This window comes from Daejeonella sp. (assembly GCF_046590655.1).
Lineage (GTDB): Bacteria > Bacteroidota > Bacteroidia > Sphingobacteriales > Sphingobacteriaceae > Daejeonella.
This window is the reverse complement of sequence record NZ_JBKJUM010000043.1, coordinates 1-17,298: the sequence shown is the minus strand read 5'-3', so window position 1 is coordinate 17,298 and position 17,298 is coordinate 1. Positions and strand designations below refer to the sequence as shown.

Here is a 17,298-nt window from a genome sequence, read left to right as displayed (position 1 = left end):
TGCAGTAAGGAACCATTTAACTTAAAGGTTACTCTTACCTCACCTGTTTTAAGCCTTACATGGCAATTTGAAACGGGCGGTCCAGTTGAGCAGCAAGACATCACCTCTTCTGTACCTGTAGTCAGGAACGGAACCACATACTATGATTATTATTTCCCGCGGACAATCTCCTATCAGACTGCTGGTAAGAAAACAATTAAAATAGTGGCAAAATATCCATCGATCGGGGGATGTGCATTAGCAGAACAACAGATTGATTTAATTCTGGACGTATTTGACCCTCCAGTTTCCAGATTTAAAACTTCTACAAATTTCTGTGCTGTAAGCGAGATTCAGTTTACAGATGAAAGTATTGACAACGGGAACCCAATAACTGCATGGCGCTGGGATTTCGGTGATGGGAAGACCTCAAACAAAAAGAACCCGCTTCACACTTATGCTAGTCCCGGAACTTATACTGCAAAACTTCTTGTGGAAAACTCTACTAGTTGCGATGTAGTGGAATATAAGCAAACCATTATTATTAATTCTCGGCCTGTCGCAGCATTTAGTTCGTCGAAGCCCGGCTGTAATAATACCAATATTACCTTTACGGACAATTCAACTATTCCGAACGGAAGAATCGTTCAATGGAGCTGGAATTTTGGCGACGGTACCAAACTTGACCGGGTAGATAATTTACCATTTGATCATCGGTACGCTAGAGGGGGAAACTTTGAGGTGACTCTCACCGTAACCAGTAATACCGGGTGTGCAGATACTATCACTCAAACGGCCAATGTAACAACTCCAACACTAGAAGCGGGGCCAGACCTTATAATGATTCGGGGCGGTTCGGTTGCTTTCAATATTAATGCAACAGGCACAAATCTTCAGTATAAATGGAGCCCCGCAACAGGGCTGAATCGCGATGATGTAAAAAACCCCGTAGCTTCACCGATTAAAGATACCCGATACAGTGTAACTGTAACTTCTGACGAAGGATGTGTCCTCACGGATGATATTCTTGTAAAAATAGTGGATAAGCCTATCATCAGGAATACTTTCACGCCAAATGGGGATGGGGTGAATGACGTTTGGCAGATTGAGTATCTCGAGAGCTATCCGGAGGTTAGAGTGGATATATTCAATAGGTTTGGAATGAGGATTTATGCATCAATAGGGTACCAGACGCCTTGGAATGGCACATTAAATGGAAGTGATCTGCCAGTGGGCACATACTATTATGTTATCGATCCTAAACTGAGCATACCGGTCTATACCGGATGGGTTACAATTCTAAGGTAGGATATACTGTAAATCAATTTATTACGTATGTGTTTAATAGGGTTTAAAGACAATAAATTTCCAAATAGAAAGTTACATAAACAATAAAAATGGTATATATGCTGGATAGAGTGCCCTATTAACTTGGATAGCAAATGCCGGTGTGTATTGAATGCTCAATAATTGATTAATGAAGAAACTTTTACCCCTGATTCTGTTGCTCGGATGTATTCAATTTGCGTATACTCAACAGCGTCCGCAATACACCCAATATATTTTCAATAACTTTATTCTTAACCCGGCCATTTCAGGTATAGAAAATTACATTGATGTAAAAGCAGGCTATAGGAGTCAATGGCAGGGATTAGATGGTGCGCCTGAGACTTCATATATTTCTATTCACGCACCCTTGGGTAAAAATTTTCTCTATGGGACTTCAACTTCAGTACCTCAGGCTGGGGGTACCAATCCCAATAGCAGAAGTTATGTGCAAACCTATATGGCTTCCGAACCCCATCATGGGATTGGATTTCATGCTGTTTCAGATAAGGCCGGGCCTATTTCACGTACAGATGTAAATGCTACCTATGCTTACCATTTGGGTATAAGCTCAAACGTAAATCTGTCTTTAGGCGTTGCTGCGGGTGTGTCAAAGATTTATCTTGACCGCTCCAAAATCACTTTGGAAAATCCCATCGATCAAGCCATCGGCACGGGCAACTACGATCAGCTCAAGCCTGACCTGAGTGCGGGAGTATGGCTTTATGGTCCAAGATACTTTGCAGGTGTGGCCACGCAACAGCTTCTGTCAAGTCCTATAGGATTTAGCGACGATGCATCCTATAATCAGGGTAAAAAGGTGCCTCACGTTTTTATCTCAGCAGGGTATAAAGTTTATCTTGGAGATGATTTTGCAGCTATGCCCTCAGCTATGGTTAAAATTGTGTCTCCCGTTCCAGCTTCTATTGATGTGAATATGAAACTGGCTTACAGAGATAAATTCTGGATGGGCGCCAGCTATAGAAAGGGGGATGCTTTTTCTGCAATTGCGGGATTTAATGTCGGTTCTTTTATGAATCTCGGTTACTCTTATGATTTCACTACGTCGGGCTTAAATGCAGTTAGCAACGGTTCACACGAAATTGTGTTAGGAGTATTTTTGAATAACAGGTATAAGGTTAGCTGCCCGCAAAAGAGTTGGTAAACCGTTACCCGCTATCAGTTAACAGATGTTAGGCTAAACGTCTAGCCTAAACGCTATTAAATTGCCCATATAACTTATTTTTTGCCGTCCAGCCTGGTAACGGGTAACGGGTAACTGGCAACTGGGAACTTTCAGTTTACAACTCCTTCCTAAGCCTCGCTACCGGAATATTCATTGCTTCCCTATATTTAGCTACCGTTCTTCTCGCAATATTGTAGCCCTTTTCTTTCAGGATCTCTGTGAGTTTTTCATCCGCCAAAGGACGTCTTTTGTCTTCTTTTCCAATGCATTCTTCAAGAATTTTTTTAACTTCTTTATTTGACACCTCTTCGCCGCTATCCATTTGTATTGCTTCTGAAAAGAAAGACTTCAAAAGGAAAGTCCCGAACTCGGTTTGTACATATTTAGAATTGGCAACCCTGGAAACGGTCGAAATATCCATTCCAATCCTGTCGGCAATATCTTTGAGTATCATTGGCCTCAAATTCTTATCGTCACCTGTGAGGAAATACTCATACTGATAGTTCATGATAGAATTCATCGTCTTAAGCAAGGTCTGCTGCCGCTGTTTTATGGCATCAATAAACCATTTGGCCGAATCCAGTTTTTGTTTTACAAACTGTACAGCTTCTTTCAGTTTTTTATCTTTCTGAGCTGTCTTGTCATAATGTTCAAACATTTCCTGGTACGATCTGCTAACTCGTAATTCAGGTGCATTTTGGGAATTCAATGTAAGAAATAACACCCCGTCATTATTAGTAATATGAAAGTCCGGAATGATCTGCAACTGTTTTGTAGTTACCGCATTTGAATCACCCGGTTTGGGATTCAATTTTAGAATTTCATTTACGACATCTTTTAGTTCTTCGGAGTCCATATTCAATGACCGCTCCAGTTTGTCGTAATGTTTTTTAGTAAATTCGTCCAGATACTCTTCAACAACTATCATTGCTTTTTGTATCACAAGTGATTGATCGCGTTTTCGCAGCTGTATCAGAAGGCATTCCTGAAGATCTCTGGCGCCGACTCCGGCTGGGTCAAATGATTGGATGACCTTGAGCAATTCAAGAAGCTCATCTTCTTCGGCAAAAACATTTTGTGAAAATGCGAGATCATCAACAAGTGATCCTATAGGTCTGCGCAAATAACCATCATCATCCAAACTTCCAATGATTTGCTGGCCGATACGGAAGTCCTTGTCAGATAATGGAACTAAATCAAGCTGCGCTTGTAAACTCTCGAAAAATGAGCTTTGAATAGCTATAGGAATTTCTTTTCGGTCGTCGTCATCATCTCCATTCTGATCATATTTCGAGCCATAATCATTTAGACTATCGTCCTGAAGGTAATCATCAACATTAAATTCATCCATGCTCTCCTGAGTGTCTTCAGAATTGAAATTGTCATCATCCGGATCCCGGTCAGGATACTCTTCTGCAGGCTCATTCATGTTTGCAAGACTCAGGTCTTCCAGCGCCGGATTATCTTCCAGTTCTTCTTTAATCCGGGTGTCGAGCGAGACTGTAGGTACCTGCAAGAGCTTAATGAACTGGATCTGCTGAGGAGAAAGTTTCTGGAGAAGCTTTTGTTGAAGGTTTTGTCTTAACATGTTGTGATATGTATTGTAAAATTACATAATAATGGTGGGATGGAATAAAACTTCATGAAAATATCTCTGTTATAGTGTAATTGTGGTCAATATTCAATTATTTTGGTTTGTAATATTTTAAACATATTTTAGATTTAATCAGATAATAAAGTAAATTATTATTTATGTCATTTATAAAAGAATTTAGGGAATTTATATCCAAAGGTAATGTGATTGACCTGGCGGTTGGTGTTGTAATTGGAGCATCATTTGGACGGATTATCACATCTCTGGTAGATGATATCATAATGCCACAGATTGGGTATTTTTTTGGCGGCGTAGATTTTGCGGATAGAAAAATCATACTTGTCCCGGCTGATACTGTCAATAAAATTCAGGAAGTTGCGGTGCGATATGGAAATTTCATAAACACCCTCATTCAATTCCTTGTTGTAGCTTTATGTATTTTTGCACTAGTTAAAGTGATAAATACACTCAGACGCAAAGAGGATGCAGTGCCTGCAGCTCCTCCGCTTCCAAGTAAAGAAGAAATGCTCCTGAGTGAAATCAGAGATATATTAAGAAATCAACGCGGCTGAAATACAAACAGTGAAAGCTTTTTTTTAATCTGCTGTTTGATTTGTGAAAAATCAACCTTATATTTGCACTCCTGTTTTTTAGAGCAACAATAGATTAAAAGTCATGAAAAGAACATTCCAGCCTTCTCAAAGAAAAAGAAGAAATAAGCACGGATTTAGAGAGCGTATGAGCAGTGCAAACGGAAGAAGAGTTTTAGCTTCAAGAAGAGCTAAAGGTAGAAGAAGATTATCTGTTTCTGACGAGCGTCGTCATAAAGCCTAATTTTGTTTGTTATTCGTAGCCTTTACGAATAGTGCAGATCAAAATCTGCTTGTTAATCAGGCTAAATAGCAATCAAAATGTACAGTTTTAGTAAAGAAGAACGGTTATGTAGTGTAAAGCTTATCGATAAGCTTTTTCATAACGGTTCTTCTTTTTTATTATATCCTTTTCGTATTGTCTGGCTTACTGAAACCCTGGCAACTGAGATGCCGTTACAGGTATTAATCAGTGTCCCGAAGAAGAAATTTAAACGAGCAGTTGATCGAAACCTGTTAAAACGCAGGATACGTGAGATCTACAGGCTTCAGAAATCTGAACTGTTATATCCTTTTCTGACTGAACATTCTGTTACAATGATTCTTGGTATTAACTATATCGGGAATGAGATTGGGGAGTATTCATTCATGGAAAAGAAATTTATTGCGGCAATTCTAAAACTTAAAAAGGTATATCTGGAAAGCCATGTGGAATAAGGTGATAAAACCAATTTTTGCTGCAGTATTTCTGTCTATTATACGGCTCTACCAGTATTTGCTATCTCCCATACTGGGTAAATCATGTCGGTTTACGCCAACCTGTTCACATTACGGTGTTGAAGCGATTTCGAAACACGGACCTTTTAAAGGCGGTTGGTTGACTTTAATACGCATTGGCAGATGCAATCCATGGGGTGGTCATGGACATGATCCTGTTCCCTGAGCAAATTATAAATATTATATGAACGAACCACTTATACTGCTTATCGAGACTTCAACCACTTCTTGTTCAGTGGCGCTGAGTGAAGGAGCCAAAGTTATCGCTATAAAAGAGGCAAACGAAAGAAATATCCACACGAGTCATATCACTATATTCATAGATGAAGTGATGGAATACTCAGGTAAAGAATACGCAGACCTTGATGCAATTGCCGTCAGCAAAGGACCAGGTTCATATACTGGATTAAGAATCGGCGTATCTACGGCCAAGGGTTTATGCTATGCGCTAGATATACCCCTCATCAGCGTTAATACGTTGCAGTCTATGGCTGAGGGCTTAGTAAAGGTGCTGGAGGTAAAAAAATCAGCCTATCTTATACCAATGATCGATGCCCGGAGAATGGAGGTTTATACCGCTATTTATAAGACTGATCTTACAATTGTTGAGGATGTGAACGCTAAGATAATCGATGATTCCTCATTCCTGGAGTTCCACGACAAGGAATTGATTTTATTTGGTGATGGTGCTGAAAAATTCAAAGAACTTTTTTCACAAAGATCTAACTTATCTTTCCAGGATTTCGTAAACTCGGCAGCCCATATGGCACCTCTTGCCTGCAAGAAATTAATCAATGGAGAAATAGAAAATATGGCGTATTTCGAGCCTTTCTATTTAAAGGATTTTGTGAGCACTTCCAGATCCTGACCTCTTCAGGAAATCTCCCTAATCGAAGAAAATATTCACAAGCAGCATTCTCCAGGTCTTGATACCTGATACTTGATAATTGTATCTTATTTCTCCTTCTTTCTAAATATCCTCCTAAGAAATCTCGTCCCCCAGGGCTCGTTCATCCCTGGTATGAAATTGGCATTTGCCGGATGTTCAAGTATGCGTCCGAATTTCAATCCAAAGCCCATGTAAAAAGAAGCGCCGGTATAACCTCCGGAATAGGGAGGAGTTTGGTCGCGTGCATATTTGATCATTTCGAGGCTTTTCAGCAAATGATCGCTCCCAATAAAAAATTCAGCATTTGGCGATTTCACCATAAGCTGACCTCCGATTGCCAGATATCGGTTGGTATTGTAGCCCGCAGAAGCCGTAGCAACAAAATTTCTGTAATGATAATTGTTAGTAAGAACTATGTCTCCTCCTTCATAGTAGAGACTTTTTGAAATGATCAGATTTGGCTGGTAATTTCCGTAATTTTTATTGATAAGTATTTCGGCCTTGCCATTTAGCAGACTGAAATATGATCTTTTTGTTCTGCTATTGCTGATTTTTTGGTCCAGGCTGTCTAAAAGCCTGTCATCTGTAGAAGAACTTGACGCATTGTCAACTTCGATATTTACTGCATTGAAATTATAATCGAATGAGTTCTTGTTCCATTTGATGAAGCCAATGTCCTTTAAATTGCCCATTGCGAACCATCCATTACGGAGCTTGTAACTGGCACCCGCTGTAAGAGACAGACCTGGGCTTTTGAAGTTAGGCCTGAACGATTTTGACTCCAAATTATCAAATAAAAAGCTTGATCGTAAATTGCCCAGGATTGATACATTTATTATATCTTCTTCTTGGTCGATAGCAAAATCGGACTCCTTAACCTTAAAAGCAGTATACGTAATTCCACTCAGTAAACTTCCTTTTGCCCCTATAGATAATCTCTTGGTTACGTCTTGACGGTATGTTAATCCAAACTGGTGATAAGACTGATTATAACCTTTGTTATTAAAAAAACCATTTGCTGATGACACATCGTCAAACAGGTCATAATCATCAAATGCGGCAAGCGTTTCATTCGTTACTTTAATTCTACCGTCATCCCTGATTTGCCAGGAAAGGCCTATTTCCTGAGATTTTTTTACAGTATGCAAAACCCGTATCATTGCTATATAGTTGTTGGTGTTGAAAGCTATTGTGTTAAACTTGTTTTGCTCGATCGCAATATTTCGTCCATCAACTCTTCCGTTATACAATAATGTTTTAATAGCAGCATTTTCTGACCCATTTGCAGTAGCATTAGCCGTAACTGTTGGGATAAAAAAATTGAAAGCTATTCTACGACTGGTATCGATTTGGTAAGCGCTTTGTGAAGGATTCTCAAAGACGTCATAAAGCGTACGGCTATTATACAGATTAAACTGCTGCGCTGACACAGTAATGGAACAGTTAATAACGAGGAATAAGCAAAGGGCCTTTTTCAAGTATGCAAGTTTAAAGTGTATTGTTAGTTGCAATTAAACGATTAATTATCTTTATTATATACGAGCGTATCCGCAGAAGCAGCTGTTGCATTCTCATAGCCGGTATAGAAATTTGTGAAAAAGTGATCGGTGTTACTCGTGAGCTGATAAGAGATTCCATAAAAATTTTTAATTCTATACTCCTTACTTTCAAGTATATCTGAATACTCTTTTTTTAGCAGGGTTTTCAAAAGGCTCCCGGAATTCTTTAGTTGCAGGAGAAATGAGATATTGCTCTGGTCCGCTACTAGCTGGTCAAATCTGTTAAATGAAGTATTCTGCGACAAAAATCGATCATTGTTATAATCATTTAAAAATCGTTGAACGGTGCCAGGAGAATTTGAAATTATCGCAAGATTATCTGTAACAGCAAAGAATGGCTTATTATATTTTTTCAGAGGATCGCCAAAATAATAATAGAAAATATTTTCATAATTCATCTTTCTCACTTCTTCAGAATATGAGGCGCTTAGTGGTTCAAAAAAAAACTTTAATTGCCGACCGTTCGACACCCTAATTATGGCAAGATTTTCATAGGTCGAAAGTTGAATATTGCAGAACTCATTTCCCCATAGTTTTTTTATGTCGCGATCAGGGTTTACTCCAGTTTCGTTGGTGATCAATTGTATTTGTTTATCTAATGCTGCAATCTCCTTTCTAATCCCGAAAAGTCGTTTAAGGCCGGTATTAAACTGCTCGTAATCCGACAATCCAAAACAAATTGCATTTGATAAATTATATGGGATAATTTTTTTAATCGTGTTTTTTACGGGCTGCTGCTTCAGGAATAAGTTAAGATAGCCATCATGCTGTTCCTTTATTTGGCTTAGGCCATTGAACATTAAAGCATCGCTTTTATAGTTTAAATTTAGGCTTGAAAAAGCAGCGGTGGTACCGAACAGACCAAAATTTCCAACGGGATTCTCTTTGAAGAAGACATTTAAAAATCCAGGATTATTGTGGTTGATAAAAAGGCTTGCTAAAGCATCATTATTACTTTGGACTGCATTGTTAATTTCTTTGATAAATTCCTTGTTTAATTTTTTGGCAGTATTATCAAGGCTTTCAACCAAAAGCGGTTTCGAAAAACTTCCTCTGACAATGCTACGATCAATCCCAATATAAAAGGTCCTTGGTATTTCAGTGTTGGTGATTTCAAGTATTGATATACCAGTTTCGTTCGCGGTTCTTATTCGATTATTATGCTGCTTTTGGAGTATATCCTCCACATCTTCCAATTTAATATCCTCCAGTATGGGCATCACCCATAAGAAGTTCAGACTGTCTGAAGTCATTGGATGGAATGACAAAAAAACCTTTTGTCCCTGAGTTGCACCAGCGAGTTCCCGGTTGTCCAGAAATAAACTCTTTAACCAATGTAATTCCTGCTTTGTACGGTTTCCTGTAATTCCATCAAAAATGGTGTAGTCTTTAAAAATTTCATAAAGACTCTTGTCATTAGAAAAATTTAATACAACAGAGGCGTCAGCGGGTATAGCTGCCAAAGTTTTACTATTGCTTCTGCTGTCGCCTGTTAAGTTAGAAAAGTATAAATAGGCTACGGTAAATACAGCAAGTAATAAAACAGTTGTAATTCCAAGAATTATTTTCATTTGGATTTTTGTTTTACCGCAGCAATGACGCTGCCGGCCTGCGGACAGAGCTTAAATAAATTGTATATCATTTTGCCTGAGCAATGCGCTCATGCAGGTCCCTCAGTACTGCCGTTTATAAAATTAGCCTTTTATATCTATGCAGAAGAATTGCTTAGTTATAAAGTCAGTTATTGGCCCTTCCTGCATAAATTATCAGGCGAATTTGTATGCTAGATACAGGAAGGTTATTTTAGCATCATAAACTAAGCATATGAATAAAAGGATAATTATTTTCGCTTCGGTGTTTGGAATCCTGGCCGTCATATTGGGAGCATTTGGCGCCCATAGTCTTAAGAAATTAATTAATGCTGATGAGTTAAATACATGGAGTACAGCTGTCCAATATCAATTTTATCATACTCTTGCCCTTCTTTTCCTGGCTACGTTTTCGAGGTTTAGAAGCAAAGCGATCAATGCAGCTTCATGGTTTTTTACGTTTGGTATTTTGTTTTTCTCCGGTTCATTGTATTTATTATCTGCAAAAAGTATCCTTAATATAACCAGCGTCGGCCTGCTTGGGCCACTTACACCTATCGGTGGGCTGTTTTTTATTCTTGGCTGGATAAGCCTTTTAGTCGCTACTATCAAGAATAGGTAATGCTTGAATTTTACGAGACGCGGGACAACGCACGGAAAACCCTCTTTGTGGAGGTAATTTTACCTCTGGCTATTTCAAAAACTTATACCTATCGGGTACCTTTTGAGATAGATAAACTCGTGCAAGTAGGAAAACGTGTAGTAGTTCAGTTTGGGAAAAGTAAAATCTACACGGCCATAATTAATAAGATTTCTGAAATTCCTCCATCTCTTTATGAAGCAAAATATATAATTGATGTTCTTGATGAGGAACCCATAGTTAATCAATTCCAGCTTTCGCTATGGAACTGGATATCAGAATATTACATGTGTTTTTTGGGTGAAGTTATGCAGGCTGCTTTACCAGCTGCTTTGAAGCTTGCCAGCGAAACTAAGGTTAGTTTAAATCATTCAGCGGAATTTGATAAGGCCAGCCTCACAGATAAGGAATTCTTAATTTTGGATGCCTTGGAACTACATTCTGAACTAAGGGTGAGCGATATAAGCAAGTTGCTTGGTCAAAAGACAGTTTTTCCCCTGCTGCGAGCACTTTTTGAAAAGAACATAATTGTGATTTCGGAAGAAATCACCGAAAAATTTAAACCTCGCAAAAAGTCGTTTATAAAATTAAATCCGGTCTACCAAGATCCCGCGAATCGCAAAACTCTATTCGATGTCTTAGAACGGGCGCCAAAGCAACTGGAACTTTTACTGGCCTATTATAAACTCGAAAAATATCAGCCGGAAATTTCTAAAACTGATCTTTTAGAAACAAGCGGAGGCGGTTCCTCAGCTCTAAAAGCTCTTCTGGACAAAGAGATATTTTTGCAGGAAGATAAAATAGTTAGCCGGCTAAGTGCTGAGGAAATTGAGACCTTCCTGAAATTCGAGCTTAACGATGCACAGGAGAATGCATTGCAGCATATCCAAACTCAATTTCTAGAAAAGGACGTTGTTTTATTATATGGCGAAACTTCTTCGGGTAAGACGCAGATCTATATCCGTCTAATTGAACAAATGCTCTTACAGCAGAAGCAAATCCTTTATCTTTTACCGGAAATAGCGCTAACTACTCAGGTTATTGAACGTTTACGTGAGTACTTTGGAAATCAGGTGGGAATCTATCACTCCAAATTTAATGATGCGGAAAGAGCAGAAGTATGGCAAAAGGTGCTGAAAGGAGATTATAAGATGGTATTGGGTGCGCGTTCAGCCGTATTTCTTCCTTTCCGAAACCTGGGGTTGATAATAGTTGATGAAGAGCACGAATCATCTTATAAACAATACGATCCCGCGCCAAGATATCATGCGCGCGACACAGCGATTTATCTTGCACACTTGCATAAGGCAAAGATCGTTTTAGGATCAGCCACTCCGAGTCTCGAAAGTTTCTATAACTCAAAAATCAAGAAATATGGATTTGTAACCCTTAAAGGGCGATTTGGTGGAGTACTGTCACCGCAGATTGAAGTCGTAAGCATAGCCGATGAAACAAAGCGTAAAACCATGCAATCTCATTTTACCTCGGTGCTCATGAATGAGATTACGCAAGCCCTTTCAAAAAACGAACAGGTAATTCTCTTTCAAAACCGACGAGGTTACACACCAGTTCTTTTATGCACTACCTGCGGTTACACACCCAAGTGTATTAATTGTGATGTGAGCCTGACCTTTCACAAAAGCAGTGCAAAGCTCCATTGCCATTATTGTGGATATAAGCAGGAGGTATTAAATACATGTCCGGCATGCGGGTCCGTAAAAATTGAGCAAAAAGGATTTGGAACAGAAAAGATCGAAGATGAACTTCAGCTTCTGTTCGAGAATGCCCGGATCGCGCGAATGGATCTTGATTCCACCCGCACCCGAAACAGTTTTCAGTTATTAATCAACGATTTTGAAGAAGGTCGCATCGACATTCTGGTGGGGACACAAATGGTAGCCAAAGGACTCGACTTTGGCAACGTGACCACTATTGGGATTATTAGTGCCGATAGCATGCTTAATTACCCGGACTTCAGGGCCTTTGAAAGAAGTTTCCAGATGCTTTCGCAAGTCTCCGGCCGAGCCGGGAGAAGGGCTAAGCAGGGTAAAGTTATTATCCAGGCATATGACATATCCCATCGGGTAATTAGCCAGGTAGTAAGAAATGCTTATGAAGAAATGTTTGATGCGGAAATCCTTGAGCGTCGAAATTTTCATTATCCTCCTCTTTACAGGCTTATCCAGTTGGATGTCAAACATAAAGACGCTTCAAAACTAGTAACAATCGCTGCCTCGCTGGCCCGGACACTTCGCTCCCAGTTTGCCGACCGAATTTTGGGGCCGGAAGCTCCATTAATAAGCAGGATTAGAAATTACTATATACAAACTATTCTCATTAAAGTTGAAAAGGAAGGAGTCTCAGTTCAGAAGATCAAAGATGCTTTACGCGATATTCTTACAAGCTTTGATACCGATCCTGCGAATAAGGGAGTTTATATTCAAACTGATGTAGACCCTTATTGAGTTGGAAGTTGACAACCTCATATCTTATCCTTCGTACATTAAACCTTAACCTTTTCAAATTTAATTTCCCCAATATCCAACCTTAAGCCTATTTTTACTATTGAAATGGCGCATAAGTTAATTGATAATTATCGTGAGCGTGGAGCTCGGAAAAAGCTGGTTGAAAAGCTTAAGGATAAGGGTATTAGTGATGAGAAGGTTCTGAGAGCAATAGGCAAAGTACCGCGCCATTATTTTTTTGACGAAACTTTTTGGGAGCAGGCTTATAAAGATATTGCATTCCCAATTGGAAATGGACAAACCATTTCTCAGCCCTATACAGTTGCATACCAAACTGAGCTTTTGCATATCAAAAAAGATGACAAAGTTCTGGAGATAGGTACAGGTTCCGGCTATCAATCATGTATCCTTTTGGAATTAGGAGCCAAAGTCTATACGATTGAAAGACAGGAAAATTTATATAACCGCACAATCCAGGTGTTGCCACATATGGGATATAAGCCTGATTTTTTTTTTGGAGACGGCTCAAAAGGAATACCGGAGTATGCTCCATATGACAAAATTATTGTAACGGCAGGAGCACCCCTGGTTCCGCAGATTCTGCTTAAACAGTTAAGAATTGGAGGTATCCTTGTAATTCCTGTTGGAGACGAAAAATCTCAGAAAATGATTACTGTATTGAGGGTAAGTGAAAACGATTATGAGAAAATTTCGCTGGACACGTTTAGGTTTGTACCGCTGGTAGGGGAGCAGGCTTGGTAGTTGTTAATGGTCCGTTGTTAGATAGGGCAAATGTTTTCAGAACTTATTTCTGAAAACAGAAGACACACAGCGTTAAGGTATGCCTTCAGCCTAACAACTTACAACTAACTACCGCTTCATTGCCCTAGCCATCTCAACCTTTGCATCCCTGTCTTTTAGAGTTTCTCGCTTGTCGTAGATCTTTTTACCCTGCGCCAGTCCTATATCTAGTTTTGCAAAGCCGCGGTCGCTGGTAAATATTTTCAGTGGGATTATTGTAAATCCTTTTTCTTCAATCTTGGTACGAAGCTTTGATAGTTCCTTTTTGTTTAAAAGTAGGGCACGGTCGCGTTTAGCTTCGTGGTTATAGAATGAACCATGTGAATACTCCGCTATCTGCATATTCCTGACGTATAAACTTCCATCCAGAAAAGCACAGAATGCATCGTTTATATCTGCCTTGCCCTCGCGGATCGACTTAATTTCTGTACCCAGCAACTTCATTCCCGCAGTGTATGTTTCGAGAATATGATATTCGAAGTGTGCCTTTTTGTTCTTAATAATTATTCCGCTTCCCATTACTTTCTAAAAACACAAATATCAGAAAGAAATCTGACAAGCAAAACCGCAAGCATCAGCAATTTATACGCCCGCCCGGCAATGGCATTTTCTATATCGACCTCTTCGGTAAATAACTTTAATAATAAAACATAATTAATTTTTTTAGGTTAATCTAAAATAGTATTTTTGTGAATCTAAATATTATATTTTTTGAATATCTAGTTATTTATTTTTATCAATCTAATCAATGAGATCATATTTATTTTTAATAATTTTGACCCTTTGTGCCTTAAATGGGTTTTCGCAGACTGGAATTGTGAATGGAACGGTTAGATCTTTACAGCCAATTTCGTTTGCGACCGTGTCGGTTCAGAATTCTAAGTTTGGAACTTCCTCTGATTCTGCAGGCAGATTTAGGATAGAAGGGTTGGCTTCGGGAAAATATACTATTGTGGTATCTTATTTAGGTTATAAAACGCAAAGTAAGTCCGTAACTATTGAATCAGGTCAAAGCATTGATGCAAATTTTATCCTTCTTCCCGCCGAAACTGCGTCTTTAAATGAGGTAGTTGTAACCGGCACTATGAAAGAGGTGAGCCGTCTCGCTAGCCCTGTTCCCGTTGAAGTATACAGCCCTGCATTTTTTAGAAAAAACCCTACACCTTCAGTATTTGATGCACTCCAAAATGTAAACGGCGTCAGGCCGCAACTGAACTGCAATATTTGTAATACCGGCGACATTCATATTAACGGGCTGGAAGGACCTTATACTATGATCCTAATTGACGGCATGCCTATCGTCAGTGGACTTTCGTCTGTTTATGGTCTTTCTGGCATACCAAACGCCTTGATCGAGCGGGTTGAGATTGTAAAGGGCCCTGCATCTTCTCTCTACGGGTCGGAGGCTGTTGGAGGCTTAATAAACATAATTACCCGGAAACCGCAAAATGCACCCATATTTTCTGGGGATGTGTTTACCACGTCCTGGGGTGAAGTAAATACCGATGTCGGTTTCAAGTTCCCCGCTGGAAAAAAGGCCGAAGTATTGACCGGCATCAACTATTTTAAATATGGTAACAGGATCGATAATAACGGGGATAACTTCACAGACGTTACTCAGCAGGACAGGGTTTCACTTTTCCAAAAGTGGAATTTTTTGCGAAAAGAAAACAGGCAGTTCAGTTTGGCAGCACGATATAATTATGAAGACAGGTGGGGTGGAGATGTAACCTGGAACCCTTCATACCGGGGAGGTTCCGACAGATATGCGGAAAGTATTTACACAAACCGCTGGGAACTGCTGGGCTCCTATCAGCTGCCCGTAAGAGAAGCAATGACTCTGGCTTTTTCCTTGAATGACCATGCACAGAATTCGGTTTATGGCAGTACAATTTATGGTGCACGTCAAAAGATCGCATTTGGTCAGTTGACCTGGGATAAAAAAATTAAGAATCACGATCTGCTTTTTGGCACCGCCCTGCGCTATACATTTTATGACGACAATACCCCTGCGACTACTTTGTTTAACGGGATAAACAATGCTGACAGAGTTTGGCTGCCCGGAGGATTTGTTCAGGATGAGATAACTCTTAACGAAAATCATAAAATATTGCTTGGAATGAGATATGATTATAACTCAGTACATGGAAACATTCTAACGCCAAGAATTGCATATAAGTGGATCCTAAGCGAAAACAATATTCTTCGCCTTAATGCGGGTACAGGATTTCGGGTTGTTAGCTTATTTACTGAAGAACATGCAGCTCTTACAGGTTCCAGAGAGGTAATTGTGACCGAAGAACTTAGGCCTGAAAGGAGTTACAATGCCAATCTGAATTTTATTAAAAAGATCAATTTTAGCGGAGGCAGTTTTATTAACCTGGACGCTTCGGCATGGTATACTCATTTTAATAATCAGATCATACCAGATTACATAAGTAATGCCAACCAGATCATCTACAGTAATCTTGAAGGATACGCAGTTTCCCGGGGCTTGAGTGCCAATTTTGATATGGTATTCACTAACGGCTTGAAAGTAATAGCCGGCGGTTCGTTTTTAGATGTGTTTTCTAAGAATGAAACCTTGTCGCAAAGAACAAGGCCGATGTTAACTGAAAAATGGACCGGTACCTGGGGCATTTCCTATAAACTTGAGAAATTAAACCTGGGTCTGGACTACACGGGCAACATCTATGGGCCAATGCGATTACCGCGATTGAGTATATCAGATCCGCGAAGTGGATTATCACCAGTGTGGAGCCTGCAAAACATACAATTCACCTACACAGGCTTGAAAGAGATTGAAATTTACGGGGGTGTTAAAAACCTCCTTAACTGGACGCCCGGAAGATCGGAACCATTTCTTATAGCCAGGAGTAGCGACCCTTTTGACAAGAATGTGCAAACCGATGGAGTTGGGAATGTTATTCCTACTCCTGCTAACCCCTACGCTCTAACTTTCGATCCGGGATACGTCTATGCACCTAACCAGGGAATCCGAGGCTTCCTGGGTGTAAGGCTAACGATTAAATAAGATGTATAAAAACCTGGGAATAGCCTTGATTTTTTCCCTCTCGATTATAAATGTCAGGGGCCAGAATAAACTTTTGCAATTTGAAGAGTTAAAGGCTCTGCAGACTATTGAGAGCAAGAATGTTGTCATTTTGATTAAGACAGACTGGTGCAAGTATTGTCATGCTATGCAAAATACCATGCTCAAAAACAGAAAAGTTTCTCTGTTACTCCGTGATAAGTTTTATACCTTATTTCTGGATGCCGAAGAAAAGAAAGATATCTTCTTTGCCGGGCGAGAATTCAAATTTAAACAAGGAGTGAATGAACTAGCGAAGGAACTTGCTACTGTGAACGGCCAGGTTTCTTATCCAACGCTTTGCATACTTAACGCAAAGAATGAGATGATTTACCAATATGATGGTTTTTTATCTTCCCAAGCCATGGAATATATATTAACGAAGATTTCTGAGAATTAGCAAAAGCAGGAGTCACTGTTGTTCGGTTAAAATATTTTTTGGGAACTAAAGAGGGAGCGTAAGCTCTCTTTTCTGGTTATTTTTAAGTTTTCGAAGCGAAAAGAATAACTATGTCCAAAACACTTTTTACCGGACTGCATTGATTTGCAAATTAAAAATGGTCGGTCATTTAAATATACAATAACAGTAAATTAAGCTACCCCCATTCCTAATATACCGTGGAAACATCTACTCTTCCCTGACTTGCTCGTTTGATCTGCTTATTTAATTATTAGGATTGGAATGCTTACATTATGTCTCACGGTCTCCACCGTCGTTCCGAATATTAGGTCACTGATGCCTTTGTGGCCATGCGCTCCCATTACCAGGAGATCCAGATTTTTAGTTTCAACCAGTTGAGAAATTGCTTTCG

General features: G+C 39.5%; 17 protein-coding genes. 12 read left to right on the top strand and 5 right to left on the bottom strand.

Annotated elements, in window-relative coordinates:
- On the top strand, positions 1-1,287 hold a 1,287-nt coding region (locus tag ACLL8Z_RS05195), incomplete at its 5' end, for a PKD domain-containing protein (protein ID WP_411273703.1).
- Between the two features lie 169 nt (positions 1,288-1,456).
- A complete protein-coding gene (locus tag ACLL8Z_RS05190; RefSeq protein ID WP_411273702.1) occupies positions 1,457-2,470 on the top strand; it encodes a type IX secretion system membrane protein PorP/SprF in 1,014 nt (337 codons plus the stop codon).
- Positions 2,471-2,606: 136 nt separating this feature from the next.
- Here the strand turns inward: ACLL8Z_RS05190 and rpoN are convergent, their stop codons facing one another.
- A complete protein-coding gene (gene rpoN, locus ACLL8Z_RS05185; protein WP_411273701.1) occupies positions 2,607-4,079 on the bottom strand; it encodes an RNA polymerase factor sigma-54 in 1,473 nt (490 codons plus the stop codon).
- 164 nt (positions 4,080-4,243) lie between these two features.
- Between rpoN and mscL the strand changes: the two genes are divergently transcribed.
- The 5 genes from mscL to tsaB all read left to right on the top strand — a co-directional run bounded on the left by mscL (position 4,244) and on the right by tsaB (position 6,320).
- Positions 4,244-4,657: a large-conductance mechanosensitive channel protein MscL gene (mscL, locus tag ACLL8Z_RS05180; protein WP_411273700.1), complete on the top strand. Its 414-nt coding sequence runs from the start codon at positions 4,244-4,246 to the stop codon at positions 4,655-4,657.
- Between the two features lie 103 nt (positions 4,658-4,760).
- Complete coding sequence (gene rpmH / locus ACLL8Z_RS05175; RefSeq protein ID WP_411273699.1) at positions 4,761-4,919, top strand: 50S ribosomal protein L34; 159 nt, start codon at positions 4,761-4,763, stop codon at positions 4,917-4,919.
- Positions 4,920-4,996: 77 nt separating this feature from the next.
- Positions 4,997-5,392 (top strand): ribonuclease P protein component, encoded by a 396-nt coding sequence (locus tag ACLL8Z_RS05170; RefSeq protein WP_411273698.1) that lies wholly within the window; start codon positions 4,997-4,999, stop codon positions 5,390-5,392.
- Entirely contained in the window at positions 5,382-5,618 is a 237-nt protein-coding gene (gene yidD, locus ACLL8Z_RS05165) for a membrane protein insertion efficiency factor YidD (protein WP_411273697.1), read from the top strand. The genes ACLL8Z_RS05170 and yidD overlap by 11 nt, the downstream gene beginning before the upstream one ends.
- An 18-nt stretch (positions 5,619-5,636) precedes the next feature.
- A complete protein-coding gene (gene tsaB, locus ACLL8Z_RS05160) occupies positions 5,637-6,320 on the top strand; it encodes a tRNA (adenosine(37)-N6)-threonylcarbamoyltransferase complex dimerization subunit type 1 TsaB (protein WP_411273696.1) in 684 nt (227 codons plus the stop codon).
- 86 nt (positions 6,321-6,406) lie between these two features.
- Here tsaB and ACLL8Z_RS05155 read toward each other — a convergent pair whose 3' ends face one another.
- Both ACLL8Z_RS05155 and ACLL8Z_RS05150 read right to left on the bottom strand, forming a co-directional pair.
- A complete protein-coding gene (locus ACLL8Z_RS05155; protein ID WP_411273695.1) occupies positions 6,407-7,819 on the bottom strand; it encodes a DUF5723 family protein in 1,413 nt (470 codons plus the stop codon).
- Between the two features lie 41 nt (positions 7,820-7,860).
- Positions 7,861-9,471 (bottom strand): hypothetical protein, encoded by a 1,611-nt coding sequence (locus ACLL8Z_RS05150; protein WP_411273694.1) that lies wholly within the window; start codon positions 9,469-9,471, stop codon positions 7,861-7,863.
- 253 nt (positions 9,472-9,724) lie between these two features.
- Between ACLL8Z_RS05150 and ACLL8Z_RS05145 the strand changes: the two genes are divergently transcribed.
- From ACLL8Z_RS05145 to ACLL8Z_RS05135, 3 genes are all read left to right on the top strand, one after another.
- Positions 9,725-10,111 carry a DUF423 domain-containing protein gene (locus ACLL8Z_RS05145; protein ID WP_411273693.1) on the top strand — a complete coding sequence of 129 codons (387 nt, stop codon included), beginning with the start codon at positions 9,725-9,727 and terminating at the stop codon, positions 10,109-10,111.
- Positions 10,111-12,594, top strand: a complete 2,484-nt coding sequence (gene priA, locus ACLL8Z_RS05140; protein ID WP_411273692.1) for a primosomal protein N' — start codon at positions 10,111-10,113, stop codon at positions 12,592-12,594. Before ACLL8Z_RS05145 ends, priA begins: the two co-directional genes overlap by 1 nt.
- A gap of 105 nt (positions 12,595-12,699) precedes the next feature.
- Positions 12,700-13,356: a protein-L-isoaspartate(D-aspartate) O-methyltransferase gene (locus tag ACLL8Z_RS05135; RefSeq protein ID WP_411273691.1), complete on the top strand. Its 657-nt coding sequence runs from the start codon at positions 12,700-12,702 to the stop codon at positions 13,354-13,356.
- Positions 13,357-13,464: 108 nt separating this feature from the next.
- On the opposite strand, the gene smpB is transcribed toward ACLL8Z_RS05135, so the two are convergent.
- Positions 13,465-13,914, bottom strand: coding sequence for an SsrA-binding protein SmpB (smpB, locus tag ACLL8Z_RS05130; protein ID WP_411273690.1), 450 nt, complete (start codon positions 13,912-13,914; stop codon positions 13,465-13,467).
- Positions 13,915-14,143: 229 nt separating this feature from the next.
- Between smpB and ACLL8Z_RS05125 the strand changes: the two genes are divergently transcribed.
- Positions 14,144-16,429, top strand: a complete 2,286-nt coding sequence (locus tag ACLL8Z_RS05125) for a TonB-dependent receptor (RefSeq protein ID WP_411273689.1) — start codon at positions 14,144-14,146, stop codon at positions 16,427-16,429.
- 1 nt (position 16,430) lies between these two features.
- Positions 16,431-16,886 (top strand): thioredoxin family protein, encoded by a 456-nt coding sequence (locus ACLL8Z_RS05120; RefSeq protein ID WP_411273688.1) that lies wholly within the window; start codon positions 16,431-16,433, stop codon positions 16,884-16,886.
- A 260-nt stretch (positions 16,887-17,146) separates the two neighbouring features.
- On the opposite strand, the gene ACLL8Z_RS05115 is transcribed toward ACLL8Z_RS05120, so the two are convergent.
- Complete coding sequence (locus ACLL8Z_RS05115; RefSeq protein WP_411273704.1) at positions 17,147-17,281, bottom strand: universal stress protein; 135 nt, start codon at positions 17,279-17,281, stop codon at positions 17,147-17,149.
- Between the last annotated feature and the right edge of the window lie 17 nt (positions 17,282-17,298).

Coding starts and splice junctions, on each gene's coding strand:
- ACLL8Z_RS05120 (WP_411273688.1), top strand. CDS start 16,431: ATGTATAAAAACCTGGGAATAGCCTTGATTTTTTCCCTCTCGATTATA.
- mscL (WP_411273700.1), top strand. CDS start 4,244: ATGTCATTTATAAAAGAATTTAGGGAATTTATATCCAAAGGTAATGTG.
- smpB (WP_411273690.1), bottom strand. CDS start 13,914: ATGGGAAGCGGAATAATTATTAAGAACAAAAAGGCACACTTCGAATAT.
- ACLL8Z_RS05150 (WP_411273694.1), bottom strand. CDS start 9,471: ATGAAAATAATTCTTGGAATTACAACTGTTTTATTACTTGCTGTATTT.
- ACLL8Z_RS05190 (WP_411273702.1), top strand. CDS start 1,457: ATGAAGAAACTTTTACCCCTGATTCTGTTGCTCGGATGTATTCAATTT.
- rpoN (WP_411273701.1), bottom strand. CDS start 4,079: ATGTTAAGACAAAACCTTCAACAAAAGCTTCTCCAGAAACTTTCTCCT.
- ACLL8Z_RS05145 (WP_411273693.1), top strand. CDS start 9,725: ATGAATAAAAGGATAATTATTTTCGCTTCGGTGTTTGGAATCCTGGCC.
- ACLL8Z_RS05135 (WP_411273691.1), top strand. CDS start 12,700: ATGGCGCATAAGTTAATTGATAATTATCGTGAGCGTGGAGCTCGGAAA.
- tsaB (WP_411273696.1), top strand. CDS start 5,637: ATGAACGAACCACTTATACTGCTTATCGAGACTTCAACCACTTCTTGT.
- yidD (WP_411273697.1), top strand. CDS start 5,382: ATGTGGAATAAGGTGATAAAACCAATTTTTGCTGCAGTATTTCTGTCT.
- ACLL8Z_RS05170 (WP_411273698.1), top strand. CDS start 4,997: ATGTACAGTTTTAGTAAAGAAGAACGGTTATGTAGTGTAAAGCTTATC.
- priA (WP_411273692.1), top strand. CDS start 10,111: ATGCTTGAATTTTACGAGACGCGGGACAACGCACGGAAAACCCTCTTT.
- ACLL8Z_RS05125 (WP_411273689.1), top strand. CDS start 14,144: ATGAGATCATATTTATTTTTAATAATTTTGACCCTTTGTGCCTTAAAT.
- rpmH (WP_411273699.1), top strand. CDS start 4,761: ATGAAAAGAACATTCCAGCCTTCTCAAAGAAAAAGAAGAAATAAGCAC.